The following is a 17,914-nucleotide window of genomic DNA, read 5'->3' on the forward strand; positions in this document are numbered from 1 at the left end:
GGCTAAAATAATTTTTTATGGGCTTTAATTTCTTTTCCAAAATGTTTGAACGCTTTTTCAGTCGCCATCCTTCCCCTCGGAGTTCTTATTAAAAAACCAACCTGAATCAAAAACGGCTCATAAACCTCTTCAATCGTGTCTTTTTCCTCATTTATTGAAGCAGCAATAGTTCCAACTCCTACAGGGCCTCCATTGAACTTATCGATTATTGAGTCCAAAATTTTTCTATCTATCTCATCGAACCCCATCTGGTCAACCTCGAGCATCTCAAGAGCATCTCTGGCAACCGATGCAGTGATTTTCCCATCTGCTTTAATCTCTGCAAAATCTCTCACCCTTCTGAGCAGCCTGTTGGCAATTCTCGGAGTTCCTCTTGACCTCATTGCAATCTCCATCGCTCCCTCATCGTCAACACTAATGTTAAGTATTCCCGCAGTTCTTTCCACTATGTCTTTAAGCTCCCCTGGAGAATAAAAATCAAGATGGTGAATTATTCCAAACCTTCCCCTTAAAGCTGGGGTAATCAACCCTGCTCTCGTTGTTGCTCCAATCATCGTAAATTTTGGAATGGAAAGTTTATAAGTCCTTGCGTTCGGTCCCTGCCCTATTATCAAATCCAGATTAAAATCTTCAAGGGCTGGATAAAGTATTTCTTCAACTATTGAAGGCATCCTATGAATCTCATCTATGAAGAGTATCTCTCCATCTTTTAAATTTGTGAGGATTGCCGCGAGGTCTCCTGGCTTTTCAATAGCAGGGCCTGATGTTGCCTTCAATGGCCTTCCCATTTCATTTGCGATTATATAGGAAAGACTTGTTTTTCCAAGACCTGGAGGTCCATACAGAAGAACATGATCAAGACTTTCTCTCCTTTTTATCGCAGCTTCAACAAAAACTTTAAGATTTTGCTTGACTTTTTCCTGACCGATAAATTCTGAAAAATTCATCGGCCTTATGGTTTTCTCAAACTTTAAATCCTCTTCTGTTGGTCTCGGATTTGCAATTCTTGTCATATTTTTGCAATCCTCTTTAAAGCTTCCCTCAAAATAATCTCAAAATTTTTCTCCTTTAAATCTCCCTGCATAACAGATTCTACGTATCTTTCAACATCCTTTCTTTTATAGCCAAGGTTTATCAAAGAAGATAAAACTTCTTCTTTTAAATTTATATCCTCTTCTCCTCTTTTTATCATTTCTTTCGAAATTTTGTCTCCAAGTTCAACAATTAATCTCATGGCTGTCTTTTTTCCTACCCCAGGGATAACAGAAATTCTCTTAGTGTCTCCCTTCATCAAAACTTCCCTGAATTCTTCCGGATCAAGACCTGATAGTATGTTTAAAGCAAGTCTCGGCCCTATCCCTGATATTTTTATCAACCTCTCAAATAATAATCTTTCCTCTTCTGTCAAAAAGCCAAATAAATTTATGGAATCATCTTTTAAATATGTAGATACAAATAATTCAATCTCTTTACCTTTATCATCGAGTTTAAAATAAGTCGAAAGAGGTATAAACGCTCTGTATCCAACTCCCCCGACATCCACAACGACCTCCTGGGGAGTTTTTTTGACTATGGTTCCTTTTAGATAAGAAATCATCTTAAAAATTTTTTTGAATTAGCATGACATATGGCTATTGCAAGAGCATCTGAGGAATCATCATCAATTAATGTTTCCGGGTTAATGTTTAACATTCTCCTTATCATTTCCTTGACCTGGCTTTTATGAGCTTTTCCCCAACCCGTTATCGCTTTTTTAATCCTATTTGAGGAATATTCGAATATAGGCTTATTCTTTGATGCTGCTGCTACATAAATAGCTCCTTTTACAGTGGCCAAAGCAAGGGAGGTTTTCTGGTTTTTCGAAAAAAATACTTCTTCCAGCGCTAACTCATCTGGAGAATAATAGTCTAAAAGCGATTCTATATTTTCCTTTAATTCCTTTAACTTTTCCGGAAATGAATTCTTTTTTTTTGAATTAATGACCCCAAACTTGACCAAGCTGAATTGACCATCAATCTCATCGATTATTCCATAACCTGTTTTTTTAATACTCGGGTCGATTCCTATTATCCTCATCGAAAAAAATCACTTCTCTGCATATTTCTTTATTTCTTCTTCTTCGATATCAAAGTTTGCCCACACATGTTGAACATCATCATGTTCTTCAAGGGCTTCAATCAGTCTCAACATCTGTTCTGCTTCTTTTCCCTGAAGTTTCACATAAGATTGCGGAATTAATCCTATCTCAGAAGCTGCGATCTCAATCGAATTCTCTTTAAGGGCATTCAATACTTTTTCATAGTTTCCGGGTGGAATGATTATCTCAAAATTGCTACCATCCTCTCTCATATCCTCGGCGCCATTATCCAGGATCAATTCCATCAATTTATCTTCGTCAACTTTTGCTCTCTCAACAACTATATACCCTTTTCTCGAAAACATCCATGAAACACATCCAGATTCACCCAGGTTACCTCCATTTTTTGAAAAAAGATGTCTAACTTCAGATACTGTCCGATTTCTGTTATCAGTCATTGCTTCAACAAACACAGCAACTCCACCAGGACCATATCCCTCATAAACCAACTCTTCAAACTTTTCTCCTTCGATTTCACCAGTGCCCTTTTGAATTGCTCTTTTTATAGTATCGGAAGGCATGTTGACTGCTCTCGCATCAAGTATTGCCTTTCGAAGTCTGGAATTAACTTCCGGATCGCCTCCTCCAATTCTCGCTGCAACCATTAATTCCCGGATGATTTTTGTAAACATTTTACCTTTTTTTGCGTCCTGAGCCGCTTTTTTATGTTTTATAGAATGCCATTTTGAATGACCTGACATATTTCTCTCCTTTTATATCTTTCTAAAAAATATTACCATAAAAAAAATTACATTTTCAATTTATCTTCTATTTAAATTATTTTACAAAAGTAAGGAAAAGAAGAATTACGGTTATCGATATTAAAAATAATGCTAACCCTCCACAGATTAAATTCTGGGTTTTATTGTTTACATGATTTCCCATAATTCTCTTATTGTTTATCAATTTAAGCATCAGAATCAGTATAACAGGAAGGAGAATTCCATTCACAGACTGGGAAAATATCATAACCCTTATAAGAGGAAAATCTGGAATCAAAATTATCAGCCCGGAAACAAGAATCGACGCAGTGAAAATCATGTAAAATTGTGGAGCATCTTTTAGTTTTTTACCCAAACCGGATTCCCATCCAAAAAATTCGCAAGCTGCATAGGAAGAAGCAAGGGGAAGGATTGTTGCTCCCAAAAGAGAAGCATTCAAAAAACCTAACCCGAATAATATGAAGCAGTACTGCCCTGCCAGAGGTTTTAGAGCCATTGCCGCTTGTTCTGCTGTCTCTACATGTATTCCTTCTTTAAAAAGTGTTGAAGCAGAAGCAACCATTATAAAAAAAGCAAAAAAACATGTGCTGAATGAACCTAAATAGACTTCTGCCTTCTCATATTTGTAATGGGCAACCTTAATTCCTTTATCAACTACAGAAGATTGAAGATAATACTGCATCCATGGTGTTACTGTAGTCCCCACAAGGGCAATTAAAAGATATGTATATTCAAAGTTGAATTCAAACTGAGGGATAAAAGTACTTTTTAATACGTTTCCCCAGTCAGGTTTTATAAACCATACAGAAATTATGTATGAAAAATAGAATAAAGATAGAAATAAAAAAACTTTTTCAGCGATTTTATAATTTCCTTTTACAATCAAAAGCCAGATTAAAATTAGTGCAACTGGGATAGAAGCATATCTCGAGACTCCAAAAAGTTGCAAACTTGCTGCTATGCCTGCAAATTCTGAGATGGATGTTGCTAAACATGTAATTACATGAACTGTCATAGCAAAAAGTGCAATTCTTATTCCAAAGTTTTCTCTTATCAAATCTGATAATCCCTTTCCACTTACAATTCCCAGTCTTGCAGCCATTTCCTGAGTCACTGCGAGGGAAAACCCAGAGAAGAAAAGTATCCAGAGAATCGAATATCCTTTTTCTGCTCCTGCAACTGAATAGGCAGCAACTCCACTTGCATCATTTCCGACCATTGAAGTGATAATCCCAGGTCCCACTACTGAGAAGAAAACTAAGATTTTCTGAAACCTTTCTTTAAACGTAATCTTTTCCTCAAAATTCAGTATAAGCAAGTAAAGTTTTGTGGTAATAAAATTTAATTTAACTTTTCTGAGCAGGAAGGGTGGCGGAGAAAACCGTCACGAATGCGTAGCGGGCATGGTTTCCTCCGACTTTCTGGAATATCAGAAGGTCGGAGGAAGAGCGAAGCATGAGTGCCGAGCTGTAATTTTCCTCGCTGGGGAAAATACAGCGTGTTTTCGAAGTCACCCTTGCTGCTCAAATTATTAACCAAAACAAAAACTTTACTTGCTTTCAATTCATTCGAATTTCTTTTTCTTTCGAATTTCAACCGGAATTAAAAATTCCAGGACATCATCAAAAGTTATTATTCCGATTATTCTCTTCTCTTTGTCCACTACTGGAAGCGACAATAAATTATATTTAGCCATAATCTGCGCTACTTTCTTCCTGTCAGCATCCGGGCTAACAGCCTTAGCTTTCCTGTTCATTATGTGGAGTATTATAGTGGAAGGAGAATGCATGAACAATTCCCTTAAAGACATATAACCTAAAAGATGATCCTTCTCGTCGGTAACATATAGATTGTAAATATTTTCCACATCTGCAGCTGTTAACCTCAAAAAGCTATGCACTTCTTCAACTGTCACGTAAGGTTTTAAAGCAATAAACTCTGTAGTCATAAGGCCGCCAGCTGTGTCATCTTCGTGTTTTAAAAGTTCCTTCATTTCCTCAACTTCCTCTTTTTCCATCTTCATTAACATTTCTCCTGCCTCTTCTTCTTCAAGGTCTTTCAATAAATCTGCTGCTTCATCAGGAGGCATTTCTTTAAGGATATCAATGGCTTTGTTTCTGTCAAGGCTTTCAATCAAAGAAATTTGAAGTTTAGGTTCAAGTTCAGGAATTGCCTTTGCTGCAATTTCAACTTCCATCGAATTTATCAATGCTCTCTGCTTTTCAAAGGGAAGCTGGCTGAGAAGGGCGGCAATGTCAGATGGATGGAGTTGGGACATCTTCTCTCTTGGAACTGAAAGAGCTAATTTATCTATTTTTGGCTCTAAGGTTTGAATAAAACTCCAGTTTATAAGATCATATGCAATGTCTCTGACCAATCGACTCCATAACTTTCCTCCTTTTCCTTTTAGGCCAAGCCTTCTGAGAATGCCTCTAAATCCAACATCCACTGCAATTATAGAAAGTTTTCCATTTATCTCTCTGACTTTAACATCGTTTACCCTGACGAGCTTTGCTCCATTTACATCAACAATTTGTTTATCAAAAATATCTTTTTTTAAGAAGATCTCAGTATCTGAAGGGTGAAATTCATGGAATTCTTCTTTTTTTAAATTTACTGATACAAGCTCCCGATTGAAAAAATTTATTTTTCCATATGGGATTAAAAATAATTTTCCTTTTGATTTCAGAATGAAAGAATCAATCGCAGGAAATAGTTCTCCAGGAACAATGATGAGGTCAAAAACCCTTCCTGCTTTTTCACCTGTCCTGTCAAAAACTTTGTTGTCGAGAATTTCACTTACAAAAATTTCTCCTTCAAATTTCATTTTTCTATTATTATTTTTAATGCATTTTAAGTCAATAATAATTAATGGTTTATCGGTCAGACTTAACACCGTAAATAGCACAGGTAAATTGTTGTATGAGCAAATTGATAAAATAAGCTTGAAAATACTTAAAGAGATGGAGATCTTTTAAAAATATGGTCTATAATTTTTTTTAAGGCTACCTCATAATCAGAAGTAAAAATAAATCCTCTCTTAGAACTATAGCTCCCTGAAGCTGTCCATAATATTCTGCCATCTTTTGCATCCATCATTTTGATTGAAATCGAAGCAAAAACATGCGTTCCTTGGGTTGAAGTCTTACCTGACACTCCTAATGGAAAGAGCGGAAAAATTGGATAATGCTCAATTTTTAAATCACCTATTTCATAAATAAATAGAGCATCCACTTCAAACTTTTCATTTATTTTCTTTCTTATATCTTCTGTTAGAAAAATTTCCTCTAAAACATTATAGCCCAGTTCTATAAATGTTGACATAAGTGTCTTATTATCTATTATCATAAAATTTTTTTGTCTCAATTCTTCCTGGAGTATATTGTTAATTTCTTCATATTGTCCTATAACACAAGCTTTCAGGTATTTTTGCCTGTCGTAATCATCAACAATTTGTATATGGACGACAGGGGCACAGAAAAAACAAAATAAAAGTAAAAGAAAGGCAATAATTATTTTCATTTTAAATAATTCTTCTCACTAAAATTATAATTTAATTTATTCATTTTTCAACTTTCCCCATCTTCTTATTTTTTAGGGGTTACCTTGACACCATCTTTAGTCTGAATTTATAATTTTAATCAATAATGATAAGAGAGGAGATATCCGGGTATCAAAGGTTGTTTTATTAGCAAGCATGAAAACAATTTATTATCCCTAGAAAAAGGGAGGCTGCGGTGAGAGAATTTATTAAAATTTATTCTTTCATTGTTGCGATTATGGGGATTTTAACGCTTTCACTCATTTCGGGTCAGACAAAAAAAGGTGAAGAAGCCCAGCGCGTTCTCAAGTATGATGCTGCTGCGGTTATCAAACTCGTGGCGGTTCGCGTTCTGGACAAAGATGGTCGGCCAGTGTCCGACCTCCAGAAGGAGGATTTCATCCTTTATGATAACAATGAACTAAAGACCATAACCCACCTTGAAATCCACACCATAATTGAAACAGGAATGGAAGTCCGCTCTGCAAGCAAGGTATCCACCCTTGGTAAGGCAGTCAAAGGCATGAACCGGCGTATCTTCATCTTCCTTGACCTCCAGGGAAGTGATCCTACAGGCATCGCCAATGCTAAAAATGCTGCCCTCCACTTCATCGACACTCAACTGCGGAGCGGGGACGAAGTCGGCATAATTGGCTTCTCACCCATGCGGGGGTTCTTCATCCAGCAGTACTTGACAACCGACCACAAGAAGATCCGCAAAGCCATTGAAAAGACAAAGGAGCTTCCACCAAGCAAGGGGTTTATCTCTGGGGCGGAACTTGATGACAGCGTGCCAGATAGAGCTGGACATAAAGATATCCAATCCAAAGGTCAGGATACCGGGGGTGAAGTGATGAGCTCTTTCGGCATGGGAGACCGAAGTATCTATGTCCCCGGGACCAGCAGTTTTCAGCGGCTGGATTTCGTTCCTCGAATGTCTGACCTGGCTCAGGCCTTAAAGTATGTCCCTGGAAACAAGAGCCTTGTTTTATTCAGCGGCTGGAATCTTGGGTCGAGTGCCACCATCCTGGGCAAAGAGTTCGCCAGTTCAAGCACCCCGGTTTATACAATTAACACCAAGAACTGGATAGAAAAGGGAGTCTTAACTCTATCGATAAAAGAAAAATTTATCTGGACAGACCACCCTCTAAAGGAGCTGGCCCTGGTCTCAGGAGGAAAATATTTTGCCGATGTCAAAGATGTAGAAGCCATTTCCAGAGATGTTCAGGCATTAACAGGGAATTTTTATGTCCTCGGCTACTATGTCAATGAAAGCTGGGACGAGAAATACCATCAAATCAAGGTTGAAGTCAAAAAGCCCAGTCTCCAGGTTCTGGCTCAAGATGGATATTTCAATACAAAACCGTTTGCCAAGTTTACAGATTTTGAAAAACAGCTCCATCTTTCAGACCTGCTGTTTACGGAAAGACCGGCCACAGTTAATCCGCTGGACATTCCCGTTGAGCCGCTTTTTATCGCAGTTGGAGAGGGGGTAAACCTTGTGCTGCTCGCCCAGATATCAGTCGATGAGAAAGCAGGAGTTCCGCCAGCAAAAGTCGATATTTTCTCTTACATTTTTAATAAGGACCGTGAGGTAGTCCTGGCAAAACAGAGGGAATTCGACCTGATCCCCTACGCCCAAAAATCTCTATATCCTTACTTTATGACTCGCCTTCCCCCTGGTGAGTATGAATACCGGATTGTTGCCCTTGATAAGGAGACGGGGCAGTCTGCCCTGGGAAAGGTCGCCTTTCTTCTCCCGGAGAAAACAGACACAGGCATTCTTCTGTCCTCTCCCCTTCTTTTTGCAAAAGGACAGGAATCCCAGATTTTTAACATTGCAGCGGAAAAGAAAAAAAAGAGTTCACAGGGTATTTCTCTCAACGATATCTATAAATTCATTCCCAAGAATCACAGCCTGGTCATCAGAGACCTTGATCCCGGTATCCGAAGCCTTCTTGCTGTGCTACCCGTGACCACAGCTAAAGTGTTGGCTTCAGAGATTGAGTTCAATGTTCGACTTCAATCCCATCAAGAAGGCGAGCCCATTGATTTAGAGGCAGAAATTATCGATTTCAAGGAAATCAACGAAAGTTCAGATATCCTGATATTAGCCATCAGCCTGCCCGAACTTAGGCCCGGCGAATATGAAATGGAGATTGAGGCCAAAGAAAAGGAAATCATCTCTTCCTCAATAGTTAAGAAACTGCTCATAATAAAATAATTCGCATTCTATTTTGAAGTCTTAGCAGCAATCAGAACTTCTTGATAAACCACAAGAGGCAGAGGAGACCTCTCCGCAGCAAACGTCAGCTTGAGGTGGCTGATGATGCTATCGACTCCAGAGAAGTCGCTCAGGAAGGCGATGAGCTTCATCGTGCCCTGCACTGAGGACAGAAAAAGGGGACAAAAAAGGGGGAAACACAGCATGTTTTCGAAGTCACGCTTGGTAATCACTCTTCATCCTTTACTGCTTTTCGTGATTTGACTTAAATGCTGAAGATAATTTATAATTTTCTGCTTCGAGAAAAATAATGATAGATTTGAGTGGAAAAGTTGCAATTGTTACAGGTGGGTCAAGGGGAATCGGTGCTTCAACAGTGATACTCTTCGCTAAAGCAGGAGCAGATGTTGTATTCAGTGTTAATGGTGGCTCGGTTCTATGCGGGGGCGGATGAAGAAATGTGGTTGATAATATTTTCTCTCACATTATTTTTCATTTCTCATCTCAGTGCTTCTCCAACTGATATTACCTCTTCTCCAATTAACAAAGCTTTATTCGACTCAGAAAAGAAAAGTATAGAAAGCGCTACGGATCATTCTGAAGAGAAAGAAGATTTAGGAAAAAAACTAACAATTTCTACTTTTTTAGACAAAGACAGATTTCCAGCTGGATCCAACGGAAAACTTGCAATTATATATAAAGCTCCAGAAGGGTTACACATTACAGACCCTTCCCTGGGCTTTTTCTATGTCAGAATAAAAGAAAATCCTAATTTAATATTTGACAATCCTGTCTATCCTGAGCCTGAGAAATACAAAGACACAATGGTGTTGAGGGGAAAAGTAAAGGTAATAGTTCCCTTTTCAATAAAAAAAGATGCGGTCCCAGGAGAAATTAAGATAGAAGGAGAAGCAAATTTTCAGCTTTGTACTGAAGGAGATGAGGAAATATGTTTTCTTCCTAACAAAATAATTTTCTCGGCAACCATGACCATTTTTCCTGAAAATACTCCATTCTCATACATTAATTCTTCTATATTTGAAGAAGAAAAAACCAAAAAAGTTGATGAAAAAACTGGAAAAAAATCAATAGAAAAATCTTTTGAGGAGAAACTGAATAAAGGATCTATAATCTCAATTTTTTTAGCATTTATTTCCGGAATACTCACAGCTTTCACACCCTGTGTTTTTCCATTAATTCCATTGATAATTGCCTATGTGGGAGCAAGGAGCACAGAAAGTAAATTCAAGGGTTTTACATTGAGTACATTTCTCGTATTAGGTATGGCTCTGACATTTTCTTTTCTTGGAATTATAGCCGCAAAATCCTCCACAGCTTTTGGAAGTATAGGCCAGAAGCCTGGATTTCTCATAGCTGCCTCTTTGATATTCCTGTTACTTTCGCTGAGTATGTTTGGCTTATACGAAATAAAACTTCCCTCTTCAATCTCAGAAAAAATACAGCAAAAGAAAAGAAAGGGATTTTTTGGAGCTTTTTTTATGGGAATACTTTTTGGATTAATTGGCGCTCCTTGCATAGGACCTGTTCTTGTTGCCCTTCTTGCCTGGGTAGCTCATAAAGGTAATGTTATTTTCGGGTTTTTGCTTCTATTCTTTTATGCTTCCGGGATTGGAATTTTGTTCATTCTGATTGGAACCTTCTCTGGGTTTATAAAAGCCCTTCCAAAAAGTGGCGAATGGATGGAAATGATCAAATATCTTTTCGGTATAATCATGCTGGGCGGAGCTTTTTATTTTGCAAGAACTCTTGTATCCAAATCACTTTTTTTTACTATGATTGGAATTTCCCTGGTGATTCTTTCATCTTTTTCAGGTCTGTTTAAGAGAATTGAGATTTTATCCCTGAAGGAGAAATTTTTAAAAACAATTTCAATTCTTTTTCTGATATTTGGAATCTTCTATATCTTATTAGGGCTTACAATTTCTAACAAAAATTTTTTTGAATCTGGATTTTATAAAGAAAATGAAAAAGATAGTAAAATTAACTGGATACTCAATGATGAAGAAAAGGCCTTTTATACAGCAAGATTAGAAGGAAAACCTGTTTTGATAGATTTTTATGCAGAATGGTGTCTGGCATGTAAGGAGCTGGAGGTAAAAACCTTCTCTAACCCTGAAGTTGTAAACCAATTAAAAAAATTTGTAATGCTAAAATTCGACCTTACAAAGGAAAATGAATGGACCAGAGATATAACAAAAAAATACAATGTTTTTGGAATGCCCACAATACTTATTTTTGACAAAGAAGGAAAAGAAGTTCAGAGAATATCCGGCTTTATTCCCCCTGAGAGAATTATTCACATATTAAATTCATTTTAATCCGATTAAGCATTGAGAGATATATAATCCAATCTCTTTCACCAGGTTGTTTCCTGTCTTTGAAAATCAGGGCAAGAAATGTCAAATATCGATCTTAATACCCTTAAAAAATGCAAAAAATGAGACCTGACCCCCAATTTTTTGCATTTTTTGCATTTATGAATTAGGGGGAGACGAGCTTGTTCAATCTTTCCCACTCCTCATCCACTCTTTTCTGAATCTCTTCAAGTACATATCGATTCTCTTCCAGGAAAAGATGCTTAAACCTTCCCTGAACCTTTAACCATTCAGATACTGGTTTTTTATCTTTTGGAAAATATGTGATTCTGTATTTACCGTTATCATATTCCCAGAGAGGCCAGAAACAGGTGTCCACTGCAAGTTGGGTTAATCTGATACTTTGATCAGGGTCTGTCTTCCATTCTGTTGGGCAGGCGGTAAGTACATTTAAAAATGAAGGCCCATCTGCTTCAAATGCCTTTTTTGCTTTATTGTATAGGTCCTGCCACCTGGAAGGAGCTCCCTGGGCTGCATATGCAACATTGTGGGCTGCAATTATTTTCGTCAAATCTTTTCTCCACTGAACTTTTCCATATGAAGCTGTTCCTGCGGGTGATGTTGTTGCTGATGCTCCCAATGGAGTTGCTGAGGAACGCTGACCACCGGTATTTGCATAAATTTGATTGTCGTAACAAACATAAAGAATTTTGTGCCCTCTTTCCATTGCTCCTGAAAGAGCCTGAAATCCTATGTCGTAAGTTCCTCCATCCCCTCCAATGGCAAGAAATTTAATATTTTTATTTCCTGAGATTTTTCCTCTTCTCACCAATGCTCTGTACATCGATTCAAGCCCTGCTGCTGTTGCTGCGGTATTTTCAAATGCCGAATGAATCCATGGTATTCTCCAGGAATTCAATGGAAACATGGATGAGCAAACTTCAAGACACCCTGTTGCATTAGATACTATTACAGGATCATTGGTTGCTCTCAATAAAATTCTCAGGATTACTGGAATTGCACACCCCGGGCAAAGACCATGACCAGCAACAAATCCATCTTCAATAGCGGAAAGTTCTCTCAATGTAACCATTTTTTATCTCCTTTCAACCCCTTAAATTCAAATAATTCACAACATCGCCTTTATACCTGTTCAACTTCAGCTTCTCAAGGTCTGAAAATACCTGTTTGAAATGGTCAGGAGCTATGTCTCTACCCCCAAGGCCATAAATATAATTGATTATCTTTGGCCTCTTTTTTAAATCATAGACAGCAGACCTTACCTCAGTGAAAAGGGGTGCTCCATAGGCACCGGGAGACATGAGTCTATCTAAGACTGCAATTGCTTTGATGTTTTTCAAAACATCCTGAAGTTCTCTGTATGGGAATGGCCTGTAGACTCTTATTTTAATAAGCCCAGCTTTTTCCCCCTTTTCTCTCAATTCATCAACAACTTCTTTTCCTGTACCTGCTGCAGAACCCATTAATACAACTGCAATTTCAGCATCATCAATTTTATACAACTCGAAAAAACCATATTTTCTTCCAAACTTTCTCTCATATTCATCAGCTACTTTTAAAATCACTCTTCTTGAATTCTCTATCCCTTCAATCTGATTTCTTTTATGCTCAAAATAATAATTGGTAAAATCAATAGACCCTAAGGTAACGGGTTTCTCAACATCAAGCAGAGGATACAAAGGTTTAAACTCACCAACAAATTCTTCCACATCTTTATCATCTTCAACTATCACATTTTCAGTAGAATGACTTGTTATGAACCCATCTATCATAACCATTGCTGGAGTCCTTACATCGAAATCTTCTGAAATTTTTGCAGCCTGAATAAAATTATCATAGGCTTCCTGAGAATTTTCAGAAAAAATTTGTATCCATCCAGCATCCCTTGCTCCAATTGAATCTGAGTGGTCTCCATGAATGTTAATCGGTGCTGAAAGAGCACGACTGGCTATTCCAGCAAGTATTGGAAGCCTTAATCCAGCAGCGATGTAGAGAAGCTCCCACATCAAAGCTAATCCCTGAGATGCAGTAGCAGTGACTACTCTACCTCCTCCAGCTGCTGCTCCAATGCACATACTCATTGCACTATGCTCACTTTCAGGGCAAACAAATTCACAATCAAGAAGTCCATCGGCAACAAACTGAGCTACATATTGAACGATGGCAGTTGAAGGTGTTATTGGATATGCTGCAACCACATCTGGCTTTATCTGACGGATTGCCTCTGCTATTGCACCATTTCCATTTAATGTAATTATTTTTCCCATTTTTTTCTCCTTTTAAAGATAAATCTCTTCTACAACCATTTCAAGAGATTTAGGTTTGGTTGGACATTCGATTACGCATATTCCACATCCCTTACAATAATTGTAATCAATACCTTTTACTTTATTATCCTTTACTATAATTGCTGAATCCGGGCAAAAAACCCAGCAAAACAAACAATGAATACATGTTTCTTCTTTAAAAATAGGTTTCTCTCCAGAGCGAAATGTTCCTGTATAATTCTGAAGAGAATTGCCTGCTTCAAGGTTAATTGTTCCTATTGTCAATTCTTTCCAGCCTTTTTCAGTCATTCTCCTCTTACCTCTCCATAAGCTCTTTCAATCGTTCTTACATTTGCTTCTGCAATTTTCTCATTCAATTTTTTCATCAATGAAACCTTGACCCTCTCTTTAAATCTTTGTGGGTCAAGAATTCCTGTAACTTTTACCAGAGCTGCAAGCATGGGAATGTTTGGTATTGGACGTCCAATTTCGTCATTCGCAATTTTATAAGCATCGAGGGAATACACTTTTCTTGGGGCTAAAGCCAATTTTTCTTTGATTATCTCAGGAGAAATCGTTGAATTGACTATTATTATCGAAGCATCTCCTGTCCCTGCTTTAATGTCAACCAGTCCAAGAAGGGTTGGGTCAGTTACAACAACTATCTTCGGGTTTGAGATTTCATAATGGGCTCTGATCTCTCTTGAGCTTATTCTATTGAATGCCATTATGGGAGCCCCTCTCTTTTCAGCACCAAAACTCGGAAAAGCCTGGACATATTTACCTTCAGGAGCAAGGATATCAGCAAGGGTTTCAGCAGCAGTCACAACTCCCTGACCAGCCCTTCCATGCCAGCGAATCTCAAGCATATCATTTTGCATAAGATCACCTCCTTCTTATTTTATTTCCCATCTTCCCTCCAAGGCTCTGGATATAGTAACCTGGTCGGCAAAATCAATATCAGAGCCAACAGGAAGACCTATTGCCAGCCTTGTAATTTTTATATTGAAAGGCTTTAAAAGTTTTATTAAATAAAGAGAAGTGGATTCACCCTCAACTGTTGGATTTGTAGCAATTATTACCTCTTTTACCTTCCCCTGCTCTACCCGTTTTACCAAGCCATTTATTTTTAACTTATCCGGGGTTATTCCATGGATTGGAGAAATCGCTCCCATCAACACATGATACCCGCCCTTAAAAATCCCAGTTTTTTCTATAGTCCCTACATTATAAGGTTCCTCCACTACACAAATTGTATCATCGTTACGATTTGTATCTGAACATATAAGACAGGGATCTACATCTGTAATATTATTGCAAATGGAACAATTAAACAATTTTTGTCTTACTTCTAGAAGAGCATTTGATAATCTTTCAACATCCTCATACGAAGATTTCATTAAATGAAATGAGATTCTCTGAGCTGTTTTAGCACCTATCCCTGGAATTTTTTTTAGTTCCTCTATTAAATTATATAAAGGTTTAGCCCACTCAAACATTGAAAAGTCCTGGAATGTTTAACCCTAAAGCTCCTAACTTTGAGGATATTTCCTTTTCAACTTTCTGATAGGCATCGTTCATAGCTGCCACGATGAGATCCTGCAACATCTCAATTTCTTCTGGATTAACAACATCTTTTTCTATCTTTATGGAAACAACATGCTTACTTCCGTTCATCTCAACCTGAACCATTCCTCCTCCACTCGAACCCTCAACCTTTATTTCTTCAAGCTCTTTCTGCATTTTCTCCTGCATTTCTTTTGCTTTCTTCATCAGTTGATTCAAATCAAAAGGACTTTTCATTTTCTTCTCCTTTTTTTATTGAAATTACTTCTCCATCTAACTCCTTTAATAAAAATTTTATCAGAGGCTCTTCTAATACCTTCTCTTTTCTCTCTTCAACAAAAACTTCTTCAATCTTTAATTTTAATTCAATTCCTGTAATTTCTTCCAATATTCTTTCGATTAGAACTTTGTGTCTTAAAATTCTCTCTTTTGTTAAATCATGGTCCTTTTTTAAATAAACATAAAAAGACCCTCCCTTTAATTCAAGTTTTACAGCACTCTCAAATGCTGCGACAAGGGAAAGATTTTCTTTTTTTAGTCTTTCTTTAAATTTTTCTATTAATTCTTCCGATTCTATCTGACCTAACCTCACTTTACTTACTTCTTTTTTTGTTTCAAAGTCCTCAGCTTTTTCCTTGAATCTTATCCCTTCTTTGTTATTTTCATTTATCACATCCACTCCAGCTTTTTTCTCGATTTTTTCCTCAGGCTCAGAATAACTACTTATTATTCTTTCTATGGGAGTTAGATTTTGAATCTGTGCCATTTTTAAAAGTAAGGTTTCAAGATATATTCGAGGTTGAATCGAATATCTTAGCCCTGCTTCTGATTTCTGCAAAATGTTTAAATATCGAATTAAATCCAAATCTGAAAATTTTTTTGCTTCTTCCTTCAATATCTCAACTTCTTCAGCTGATGACATAGTGAAAAGAACCTCAGAGTATCCTGCTTTCTTTACTAAAAGGAGATTTCTAAAATGAGAAATCAATTCCTTCAAAAAAAATCTCAAATCATGTCCTCTATCTATCAACTCCTGAACAATTTGAAATAATTTTTCCTCATTTTTCTCATGTAAGGAAGAGGAAACTGAAAATAAAATTTCTTTTTCGATCGTTCCTAAAAGCTGCTTTAAATCTTCATCTTTTATCTTCTCTCCTGAAAAAGCTATTGCCTGGTCAAAAATGCTTTCAGCATCTCTTAAAGAGCCGTCAGCAGCATCAGCAATTAAATTAAGAGAAAACTGAGAAACCTCAACTCCTTCGAGTTCTGCAATGTATTTTATATGGTTAACAATATCTCTGTGGGATATCCTCCTGAACTCGAAATGCTGACACCTGGATACTATCGTTGCAGGAACTTTATGGAACTCGGTTGTTGCAAGAATGAAAATTGTATGAGAGGGAGGCTCCTCAAGGGTTTTTAAAAGAGCATTGAAAGCCTCGGTTGTGAGCATATGGACTTCATCTATTATTATTATCTTCCATCTGGCATAAATAGGAGAAAATTTTACATCCTCCCTGAGTTGCCTTACTTCATCAATTCCTCTGTTAGAGGCGCCATCTATTTCAATCACGTCAATAGATTTTCCTTCCTGAATTGATGTGCAAAAGTTGCACTCAACACATGGTTCAGGCGAAGGCCCTTTTTCACAGTTCATTGCTTTTGCCAGTATTCTTGCTGTTGTGGTTTTTCCAATACCTCTCATTCCTGAAAAAATGTAGGCATGGGATACTTTTTCCATTTTAATTGCGTTTTTTAATGTCTGAACTATATGCCGCTGCCCGATTATCTCGTCAAAATTCTTTGGTCTGTATTTTCTTGCTAAAACTAAATAACTCATTTTTTTACTGGCGGGCTTAAGATTTTCAGGTCACATAAAAAATCCTTCTTACTGCTGCTACCTCCCGGTCCTGACAGGGTTCGAAGGCTTTTATTGCCTGAGTCTTAAGCCCGTATAATTAATACTTCTGGCGGAGAGAGTGGGATTCGAACCCACGGTCCCGGTTTTACCAGGACACACGCTTTCCAAGCGTGCTCCTTAAGCCCCTCGGACATCTCTCCACAAACCAATTATGGATTCCCTTTTTTATTAAAAAAAAATTATATCTCATTAATTCCATATTTTCTACTAAATTTATTTTCATTAAATTTTTCATTTAGGAAGATTTTTATTGTATAAGAGAAAAAATTCGATTAAATATTTATTATGAAAGAATATCCTCGCATGATTACAAAGAACTTTCTTCCATTTGACCCTGTAGATCTCATAGAAAAAACTGAAGAAATAGTCTGTAAGGGAGACTCGAGAAAATACACTCATTTTTATTGCACAGGAGTATATGGAGGTATTTCAACTGGTTATACAGCAGGTTGCTGTTTAAGATGTGTTTTCTGCTGGGTTGATTTTTCCAGAGAATATCCTGAAAAATATGGAGAATTTTATTCAGCAGAAAAGGCATCGGAGACTCTTATAAGAAATGCAAGAAAGAAAAACCTCTTTAAATTAAGAATTTCAGGAGGTGAGCCCACTTTATGCCGTAAACATCTCCTGGGAATATTAAAACTTATAAAAAACACCCAATATTTATTCATCCTCGAGACAAATGGAATCCTCTTTGGGCATGATAGAAGCTATGTTGAGGAGCTTAAAGATTTTAAGAATATTCATGTAAGAGTTTCATTGAAAGCAGGCAATCCAGAGGGCTTTGAAAGACGCACTGGAGCTAAAGCAGAATTCTTTGAACTTCCCTTTAAAGCTATAAAAAATTTAATGGATAATAAAATTCCTTTTCACGTTGCATCAATGAGTGATTTTCGTTTGATGGAAAGAGATGAAAAAATCTTTCTCCTGGAGAAACTGAAAGAAGTAAAGTATTTTGACTACCTTGAAGAAGAGCGATGCGACCCATACGATACATCAATAATAAGATTAAGAGCTGCTGGAATCCATTTTAAATGAAAAAAAGAAGTTGAGCGGTGTCTTTCAAACTATGTTAGAACTTTTACTCTGTTAGATAGCAAACATCTAATAGGGTGAACTATGAGAATTATACAAACTTAAAGGCGTAAAATCAAGATTAGATTTTTTGAATAGAAATAT

The 17,914-nt window shown here is 37.1% G+C and carries 18 protein-coding genes, 1 tRNA gene, 1 other RNA gene and 1 pseudogene; 4 read left to right on the plus strand and 17 right to left on the minus strand.

Translation table 11 applies throughout. The annotated features are described in order from the left end of the window. Positions 1-2 precede the first annotated feature (2 nt). The 7 genes from ruvB to AB1410_05515 all read right to left on the minus strand — a co-directional run bounded on the left by ruvB (position 3) and on the right by AB1410_05515 (position 6,381). The gene (gene ruvB / locus AB1410_05485; GenBank protein ID MEW6456152.1) at positions 3-1,013 is read right to left on the minus strand and encodes a Holliday junction branch migration DNA helicase RuvB; all 1,011 of its coding nucleotides are present in this window, start codon (positions 1,011-1,013) and stop codon (positions 3-5) included. Next, positions 1,010-1,543, minus strand: coding sequence for a Holliday junction branch migration protein RuvA (gene ruvA / locus AB1410_05490; protein ID MEW6456153.1), 534 nt, complete (start codon positions 1,541-1,543; stop codon positions 1,010-1,012). The genes ruvB and ruvA overlap by 4 nt, the downstream gene beginning before the upstream one ends. Before the next feature lie 50 nt (positions 1,544-1,593). Continuing rightward, entirely contained in the window at positions 1,594-2,076 is a 483-nt protein-coding gene (ruvC, locus tag AB1410_05495; protein ID MEW6456154.1) for a crossover junction endodeoxyribonuclease RuvC, read from the minus strand. A gap of 9 nt (positions 2,077-2,085) precedes the next feature. Next, complete coding sequence (locus AB1410_05500) at positions 2,086-2,838, minus strand: YebC/PmpR family DNA-binding transcriptional regulator (protein MEW6456155.1); 753 nt, start codon at positions 2,836-2,838, stop codon at positions 2,086-2,088. A gap of 76 nt (positions 2,839-2,914) precedes the next feature. Next, positions 2,915-4,102: an Nramp family divalent metal transporter gene (locus AB1410_05505; GenBank protein MEW6456156.1), complete on the minus strand. Its 1,188-nt coding sequence runs from the start codon at positions 4,100-4,102 to the stop codon at positions 2,915-2,917. Positions 4,103-4,423: 321 nt separating this feature from the next. Further along, positions 4,424-5,686, minus strand: coding sequence for a CBS domain-containing protein (locus tag AB1410_05510; protein MEW6456157.1), 1,263 nt, complete (start codon positions 5,684-5,686; stop codon positions 4,424-4,426). A gap of 128 nt (positions 5,687-5,814) precedes the next feature. Beyond that, positions 5,815-6,381: a hypothetical protein gene (locus AB1410_05515; protein ID MEW6456158.1), complete on the minus strand. Its 567-nt coding sequence runs from the start codon at positions 6,379-6,381 to the stop codon at positions 5,815-5,817. 215 nt (positions 6,382-6,596) lie between these two features. On the opposite strand from AB1410_05515, the gene AB1410_05520 reads away from it, so the two are divergent. Continuing rightward, positions 6,597-8,624 carry a VWA domain-containing protein gene (locus tag AB1410_05520; GenBank protein ID MEW6456159.1) on the plus strand — a complete coding sequence of 676 codons (2,028 nt, stop codon included), beginning with the start codon at positions 6,597-6,599 and terminating at the stop codon, positions 8,622-8,624. Positions 8,625-8,632: 8 nt separating this feature from the next. Here the strand turns inward: AB1410_05520 and AB1410_05525 are convergent, their stop codons facing one another. Continuing rightward, positions 8,633-8,776 carry an acid--CoA ligase gene (locus tag AB1410_05525; GenBank protein ID MEW6456160.1) on the minus strand — a complete coding sequence of 48 codons (144 nt, stop codon included), beginning with the start codon at positions 8,774-8,776 and terminating at the stop codon, positions 8,633-8,635. A gap of 158 nt (positions 8,777-8,934) precedes the next feature. Here AB1410_05525 and AB1410_05530 point away from each other — a divergent pair. Continuing rightward, a pseudogene (locus AB1410_05530) lies at positions 8,935-9,042 on the plus strand (SDR family NAD(P)-dependent oxidoreductase). Positions 9,043-9,082: 40 nt separating this feature from the next. Continuing rightward, a complete protein-coding gene (gene dsbD, locus AB1410_05535; protein ID MEW6456161.1) occupies positions 9,083-10,963 on the plus strand; it encodes a protein-disulfide reductase DsbD in 1,881 nt (626 codons plus the stop codon). 163 nt (positions 10,964-11,126) lie between these two features. Here the strand turns inward: dsbD and AB1410_05540 are convergent, their stop codons facing one another. The 9 genes from AB1410_05540 to AB1410_05580 all read right to left on the minus strand — a co-directional run bounded on the left by AB1410_05540 (position 11,127) and on the right by AB1410_05580 (position 16,875). Next, positions 11,127-12,053 carry a thiamine pyrophosphate-dependent enzyme gene (locus AB1410_05540; GenBank protein MEW6456162.1) on the minus strand — a complete coding sequence of 309 codons (927 nt, stop codon included), beginning with the start codon at positions 12,051-12,053 and terminating at the stop codon, positions 11,127-11,129. 13 nt (positions 12,054-12,066) lie between these two features. After that, positions 12,067-13,248 carry a pyruvate ferredoxin oxidoreductase gene (gene porA, locus AB1410_05545; GenBank protein MEW6456163.1) on the minus strand — a complete coding sequence of 394 codons (1,182 nt, stop codon included), beginning with the start codon at positions 13,246-13,248 and terminating at the stop codon, positions 12,067-12,069. Positions 13,249-13,260: 12 nt separating this feature from the next. Further along, the gene (locus AB1410_05550; protein MEW6456164.1) at positions 13,261-13,557 is read right to left on the minus strand and encodes a 4Fe-4S dicluster-binding protein; all 297 of its coding nucleotides are present in this window, start codon (positions 13,555-13,557) and stop codon (positions 13,261-13,263) included. After that, positions 13,554-14,129: a 2-oxoacid:acceptor oxidoreductase family protein gene (locus AB1410_05555; protein ID MEW6456165.1), complete on the minus strand. Its 576-nt coding sequence runs from the start codon at positions 14,127-14,129 to the stop codon at positions 13,554-13,556. Before AB1410_05555 ends, AB1410_05550 begins: the two co-directional genes overlap by 4 nt. A 15-nt stretch (positions 14,130-14,144) precedes the next feature. Next, complete coding sequence (gene recR, locus AB1410_05560) at positions 14,145-14,747, minus strand: recombination mediator RecR (protein MEW6456166.1); 603 nt, start codon at positions 14,745-14,747, stop codon at positions 14,145-14,147. Next, the gene (locus AB1410_05565; GenBank protein ID MEW6456167.1) at positions 14,740-15,051 is read right to left on the minus strand and encodes a YbaB/EbfC family nucleoid-associated protein; all 312 of its coding nucleotides are present in this window, start codon (positions 15,049-15,051) and stop codon (positions 14,740-14,742) included. The genes recR and AB1410_05565 overlap by 8 nt, the downstream gene beginning before the upstream one ends. Then, a complete protein-coding gene (dnaX, locus tag AB1410_05570) occupies positions 15,035-16,654 on the minus strand; it encodes a DNA polymerase III subunit gamma/tau (GenBank protein MEW6456168.1) in 1,620 nt (539 codons plus the stop codon). The genes AB1410_05565 and dnaX overlap by 17 nt, the downstream gene beginning before the upstream one ends. A gap of 11 nt (positions 16,655-16,665) precedes the next feature. After that, positions 16,666-16,764: signal recognition particle sRNA small type (ffs, locus tag AB1410_05575), an RNA gene on the minus strand. Between the two features lie 18 nt (positions 16,765-16,782). Further along, positions 16,783-16,875: transfer RNA gene (locus tag AB1410_05580), tRNA-Ser, on the minus strand. A 163-nt stretch (positions 16,876-17,038) separates the two neighbouring features. Between AB1410_05580 and AB1410_05585 the strand changes: the two genes are divergently transcribed. Then, complete coding sequence (locus AB1410_05585) at positions 17,039-17,773, plus strand: radical SAM protein (protein MEW6456169.1); 735 nt, start codon at positions 17,039-17,041, stop codon at positions 17,771-17,773. Positions 17,774-17,914: the final 141 nt, after the last annotated feature.

This window comes from Acidobacteriota bacterium, assembly GCA_040756905.1.
In the GTDB taxonomy this organism is placed as follows: Bacteria; Acidobacteriota; Aminicenantia; order JBFLYD01; family JBFLYD01; genus JBFLYD01.

Coding starts and splice junctions, on each gene's coding strand:
- AB1410_05585 (MEW6456169.1), top strand. CDS start 17,039: ATGATTACAAAGAACTTTCTTCCATTTGACCCTGTAGATCTCATAGAA.
- ruvB (MEW6456152.1), bottom strand. CDS start 1,013: ATGACAAGAATTGCAAATCCGAGACCAACAGAAGAGGATTTAAAGTTT.
- ruvC (MEW6456154.1), bottom strand. CDS start 2,076: ATGAGGATAATAGGAATCGACCCGAGTATTAAAAAAACAGGTTATGGA.
- AB1410_05525 (MEW6456160.1), bottom strand. CDS start 8,776: ATGAAGCTCATCGCCTTCCTGAGCGACTTCTCTGGAGTCGATAGCATC.
- dsbD (MEW6456161.1), top strand. CDS start 9,083: ATGTGGTTGATAATATTTTCTCTCACATTATTTTTCATTTCTCATCTC.
- AB1410_05500 (MEW6456155.1), bottom strand. CDS start 2,838: ATGTCAGGTCATTCAAAATGGCATTCTATAAAACATAAAAAAGCGGCT.
- AB1410_05550 (MEW6456164.1), bottom strand. CDS start 13,557: ATGACTGAAAAAGGCTGGAAAGAATTGACAATAGGAACAATTAACCTT.
- porA (MEW6456163.1), bottom strand. CDS start 13,248: ATGGGAAAAATAATTACATTAAATGGAAATGGTGCAATAGCAGAGGCA.
- AB1410_05555 (MEW6456165.1), bottom strand. CDS start 14,129: ATGCAAAATGATATGCTTGAGATTCGCTGGCATGGAAGGGCTGGTCAG.
- AB1410_05540 (MEW6456162.1), bottom strand. CDS start 12,053: ATGGTTACATTGAGAGAACTTTCCGCTATTGAAGATGGATTTGTTGCT.
- AB1410_05515 (MEW6456158.1), bottom strand. CDS start 6,381: ATGAAAATAATTATTGCCTTTCTTTTACTTTTATTTTGTTTTTTCTGT.
- AB1410_05565 (MEW6456167.1), bottom strand. CDS start 15,051: ATGAAAAGTCCTTTTGATTTGAATCAACTGATGAAGAAAGCAAAAGAA.
- dnaX (MEW6456168.1), bottom strand. CDS start 16,654: ATGAGTTATTTAGTTTTAGCAAGAAAATACAGACCAAAGAATTTTGAC.
- recR (MEW6456166.1), bottom strand. CDS start 14,747: ATGTTTGAGTGGGCTAAACCTTTATATAATTTAATAGAGGAACTAAAA.
- AB1410_05510 (MEW6456157.1), bottom strand. CDS start 5,686: ATGAAATTTGAAGGAGAAATTTTTGTAAGTGAAATTCTCGACAACAAA.